Genomic DNA, 4,711 nt, shown 5'->3' with positions numbered 1-4,711 from the left:
GTGGTGGAATGTTCGTGTTGTTGAACAATCAACCAGATGGGACGGTGGGACAGAGATGCAGTTCGGAATCTTCACGGTCGGCGACGTCACGACCGACCCGACCACGGGCCGTACGCCGAGCGAGCACGACCGGATCAAGGCGATGGTCGCGATCGCGTCGAAGGCCGAGGAGGTCGGGCTGGACGTCTTCGCGACCGGCGAGCACCACAACCCGCCGTTCGTGCCGTCCTCCCCGACGACCATGCTCGGCTACATCGCCGCGCGGACCGATCATCTGATCCTGTCCACGTCCACCACCCTCATCACGACCAACGACCCGGTGAAGATCGCCGAGGACTTCGCGATGCTCCAGCACCTCGCCGGCGGCCGCGTCGACCTGATGATGGGGCGGGGAAATACCGGCCCGGTCTACCCGTGGTTCGGCAAGGACATCCGCCAGGGCATCCCGCTCGCGGTCGAGAACTACGCACTGCTGCACAAGCTGTGGCGCGAGGAGTCCGTGGACTGGGCCGGCCGCTTCCGCACCCCGCTGCAGTCCTTCACCGCCACGCCCAGGCCGCTGGACGGCGTGCCCCCGTTCGTCTGGCACGGCTCCATCCGCAGCCCGGAGATCGCCGAGCAGGCCGCGTACTACGGCGACGGCTTCTTCGCGAACAACATCTTCTGGCCCAAGGACCACTTCAAGCGGCTGATCGGCCTGTACCGCGACCGCTTCGCCCACTACGGACACGGCACGCCCGAGCAGGCGATCGTCGGCCTGGGCGGTCAGGTGTTCATGCGGAAGAACTCGCAGGACGCGGTGCGCGAGTTCCGCCCGTACTTCGACAACGCGCCCGTCTATGGGCACGGCCCGTCCCTCGAGGAGTTCACCGAGCAGACACCGCTCACCGTCGGCTCGCCGCAGGAGGTCATCGACAAGACGCTGACCTTCCGCGAGTCCTTCGGCGACTACCAGCGGCAGCTCTTCCTGATGGACCACGCGGGCCTGCCGCTGAAGACGGTCCTCGAACAGCTCGACATCCTCGGCGAGCAGGTCGTCCCCGTGCTGCGCGAGGAGTTCGCCAAGGGGCGCCCGGCGCAGGTCCCGGACGGCCCCACCCACGACGCGCTGGTCGCACGCCGCGACCAGGGTGACCAGGACACGGCCGGCACCCCGGCCGACACCCAGGAGGTGCGGGCATGACGAAGCAACTGGTTGTGGTCACCGCGGGCCTCGGCAAGCCGTCGTCGACCCGGCTGCTCGCCGACCGCCTGGCGGACGCCACCGCACGGCACGCGGAGGTCGACACCCAGGTGATCGAGCTGCGTGAGCTCGCCAACGACATCGCGCAGAACATGGTCACCGGCTTCCCCTCGCCGCGGCTGCGCGACGCCGTCGAAGCCGTCACCTCCGCCGACGGCCTGATCGCCGTCACCCCGGTGTTCACCGGCTCCTACAGCGGTCTGTTCAAGTCGTTCTTCGACATCATCGACAAGGACGCCCTGGCCGGCCTGCCCGTGCTGGCCGCGGCGACCGGCGGAACCGCCCGGCATTCCCTGGTGCTGGAGCACGCGATGCGACCCCTGTTCGCCTACCTGCGGGCAGTGGTCATACCCACCGCGGTGTACGCCGCCTCCGAGGACTGGGCGTCGGACGGCGACGGCGCACTGGCCGCCCGCGTCGACCGTGCCGCGGCCGAACTCTCCGTGCTCCTGGGTGCCCGTCCCGGCCGGCCGCTGCACCCGGCCGACGGGACGGAGCACCTGGGGGAGCCGCGGGAGCCGGCCCGGGCGGACGGCATGGAAGTGGTGCCGTTCGCGCAGCAGCTCGCCGCGCTCGCCGTGGAAGGGTGACGTCTTCGGACGGAAGATGACGCGCGTCTTCGAAAGGGTGACTTCTCCGGCGGCGGGTTGACGACGGAAGGCCACGAAGGCGCGCGCTAAGGGGCGGTGGCCTTCGGGCCGCTTCCGCGACGGCGGTCGTCCAGGAACTCGACGACCGCCAGCGCCGCGAGCGCCGCCAGCGCGATCCAGAAGATGACCATCCCGGTCGGGTACGACCACAGGAGAAGGACGACCACCGCCACCAGGACCACCAACCAGTGCAGCAGGTGGCGATACCGGTGCACCCACGGCCCCACCGGCCCCAACGACACCCCTGTGGCATCCCTGGCCGCCGCGAGCCCCGACTCCCACGCCGACCTGACCCGCGCCGCCCACCGCCCGGCCCCGCTCAGCCACGCGCCGAGGGCGACGACCACCCCCAGCACAATTACCGTGCGCACCGTCTCCCGCAGGAAGCGCACGACCTGGTCGTATACCGTCCCCGCCGCCCGCTCGTCGACGTCCGTCGGAAGGTGGTCCAGGTAGACGATCCGGAAGACCGTCAGGCCGATCCCCAGCACCGCCGCCCCCGCGGCGATCGCCAGCGCTGCGGTCACCAGCGCCCGCCGTCGGCGTGCCGCCAGCAGCACCCCGACGCCGGCCAGCAGCACGGTGACCACGGGCAGCCAGTTCCCGGCCAGTTGCAGCACCCGGAACCCCGTTCTAGCCCGTTTGACGTCATCCGACTCCAGCAGCGTGAAGTCCGTGTGCACCGGCGGAATGTGCGACGCCACCGTCAGCCCGCGGTCCACCAGCCGCTGCTTGACCTGCTCGACGACCGCCGCCAGGTCGAGCGTCACCGCGTCACCGTTGATCCGCACCGCGCTGTCGCTGTTCCCGGTGAGCGCGCCGATGAAAGCGGCGTGTGCACGGCGGTTGAGCTGCGTCCACAAGGTCTTGAAGGCGTCGGTTGCCACGAAGGAGGCGACCGTCTGGTGCACGAGGTCCCTGATGCCTTGGGTGATCGGACCGCCCAACGCGCCCAACGCCGCCTTGACACCGGGCCGCTTGTCCGGCGCCACCTGCGACAGCAGGGTGTCGATGTCGATCCGCTGCATGACCGCGTCGGTGACGGTGTCGGTCACCGCCGCCTGGATGTCGGGCTTCGACGCCAGTGGCTCGACCGTGCGCACATAGCGGTCGGTGTTCGCCATGTCGTCCGCCACCCATACGGCGACCGCGCTCAGCGGCGCGAGCAGCGCGGCCAGGGTGATCAGTACCGCCGACAGCGTCGACCGCAGCCTGTGGCGCGAGGGGAGGCGAGCTCGCAGGTCGTCGAGCTCGGCCCGCTCGCCGGCGCCGAGCGGGGCCTGGCTCGCGCCACCGGAGTGCGGGCCGTCCGCGTCGCCGGCCATCCGTACGCTCCCCTCACCGCTTCGCCGAACCGCCCGGGCACTCCGTCCTTCCGACCTCAGAAAACGGCCTCTGCGCACGCACCGCGCGCGGTGTTAGTGCGTTCGTGAACAGTCGCGGCCGTTCACGTACGGGTGACCAGCGCGTCGATCACGCAGATCAACGCACCATCGCACCGGCCGGCTCCCAACCGCTAAGGAGCGCCATACACCGCCGCGCGCCTGAGCGCTCATCGGGTCGCGCCATCCGGGTGACGCGGGGTTAGCCGCACGTAGCCGGCGGATAAAGATCGTTTTGTCGGTGCTGCACACCCGGTGAAGCACGGGTCGCGCGGCGGTCGGTCACACGAAGGGCGCACCGGGTGGACGTTCGTCTGCTGCTCAGAGCACGCAGGGCCGCGACGGGACCGCCTCCGTCCGCCCGTGCTGCGGGTCCCGCGCCCGCCGTGCCGCCGAGCCGCAGCCCGCTCGCGCGCCCCGCCGACCACTGCGCGGCCTACCACTCCGTGACCGTCATCGCCTCCCGGGACGGTCGCCCGATGGCGGTCGCGGGTGATCTCCGGTTCCTCGCACCAGTGGCAGGTAGTAGTTCCGGGGGCTGAGGATCTGCCGCCGCGCCCGGGACGGGGCCCGGGCGCGGGCGGCTCCCCGAACTGCCACGCTCCGCCACACACCCGCGCTGCCGCCTACCTGACGCGAGCCGCGCGCAAGGGCCGGCCCCGGACCACAAGTCCGGGGCCAGCTCCGCGCCATGGGCGGCCGGACGCTCCTGCGTGGCAGCCCCCCGGACCTGCGCCTAGCGTGTAGACAACCCTGGGGGGTGCGCATTCGCGCTAAGGAGATCCACCTCATGGCCCGTGGCACCCAGGACGGCTCTGTGGCCTCGGACGTGGGCGGCAGCACGAAGCGGCCCCGGCGTCCGAGTGCTGACGGCACCTCGAACCACCGCTGGTGGGTATTGGGTGTCATCTCCCTCGCCCAGCTGATGGTTGTACTGGACGCGACCATCGTGAACATCGCGCTGCCCTCCGCCCAGACCGCACTGGGCTTCAGCAACGGCAACCGGCAGTGGATCGTCACCGCCTACGCCCTCGCATTCGGCTCCCTGCTGCTGCTGGGCGGACGGCTCGCCGACTTGATCGGGCGCAAGAGGACGTTCCTGATCGGCCTGGTCGGCTTCGCGGTCGCGTCGGCCGTCGGCGGCGGCGCACCGAGCTTCGAGGTGTTGGTCGCGGCCCGCGCCCTACAGGGCATGTTCGGCGCGCTGCTGGCGCCTGCCGCTCTGTCGCTGCTGACGACGACCTTCACCGACCCCAAGGAGCGCGCCAAGGCATTCGGGATCTACGGCGCCATCGCCGGCGCGGGCGGCGCGGTCGGCCTGCTCCTCGGTGGCCTGCTCACCGAGTACCTCAACTGGCGCTGGTGTCTGTACGTCAACCTGATCTTCGCCGTCATCGCCTTCATCGGCGGCATGCGCCTGCTGCACGCGGGAACCC

At 70.8% G+C, this 4,711-nt stretch carries 4 protein-coding genes; 3 read left to right on the top strand and 1 reads right to left on the bottom strand.

All coding sequences use genetic code 11. The features are described from left to right. Window positions 1-55: 55 nt before the first annotated feature. Together AC13HU_RS32510 and AC13HU_RS32505 are read left to right on the top strand one after the other, a co-directional pair. Window positions 56-1,183 (top strand): LLM class flavin-dependent oxidoreductase, encoded by a 1,128-nt coding sequence (locus tag AC13HU_RS32510; RefSeq protein WP_483045574.1) that lies wholly within the window; start codon window positions 56-58, stop codon window positions 1,181-1,183. Further along, window positions 1,180-1,833, top strand: a complete 654-nt coding sequence (locus AC13HU_RS32505) for an FMN reductase (RefSeq protein ID WP_483045573.1) — start codon at window positions 1,180-1,182, stop codon at window positions 1,831-1,833. The genes AC13HU_RS32510 and AC13HU_RS32505 overlap by 4 nt, the downstream gene beginning before the upstream one ends. Window positions 1,834-1,919: 86 nt before the next feature. On the opposite strand, the gene AC13HU_RS32500 is transcribed toward AC13HU_RS32505, so the two are convergent. After that, on the bottom strand, window positions 1,920-3,218 hold the full coding sequence (locus AC13HU_RS32500; protein WP_483045572.1) for a hypothetical protein: 1,299 nt from the start codon (window positions 3,216-3,218) through the stop codon (window positions 1,920-1,922). An 847-nt stretch (window positions 3,219-4,065) separates the two neighbouring features. On the opposite strand from AC13HU_RS32500, the gene AC13HU_RS32495 reads away from it, so the two are divergent. Continuing rightward, window positions 4,066-4,711, top strand: a 646-nt coding sequence (locus tag AC13HU_RS32495; RefSeq protein WP_483045571.1) for an MFS transporter, incomplete at its 3' end; no start/stop codon positions are given.

The organism is Streptomyces sp. NH27 (assembly GCF_056859195.1).
Note: the sequence above shows the minus strand (reverse complement) of the source record. Positions and strands in the feature narration are given on the sequence as shown.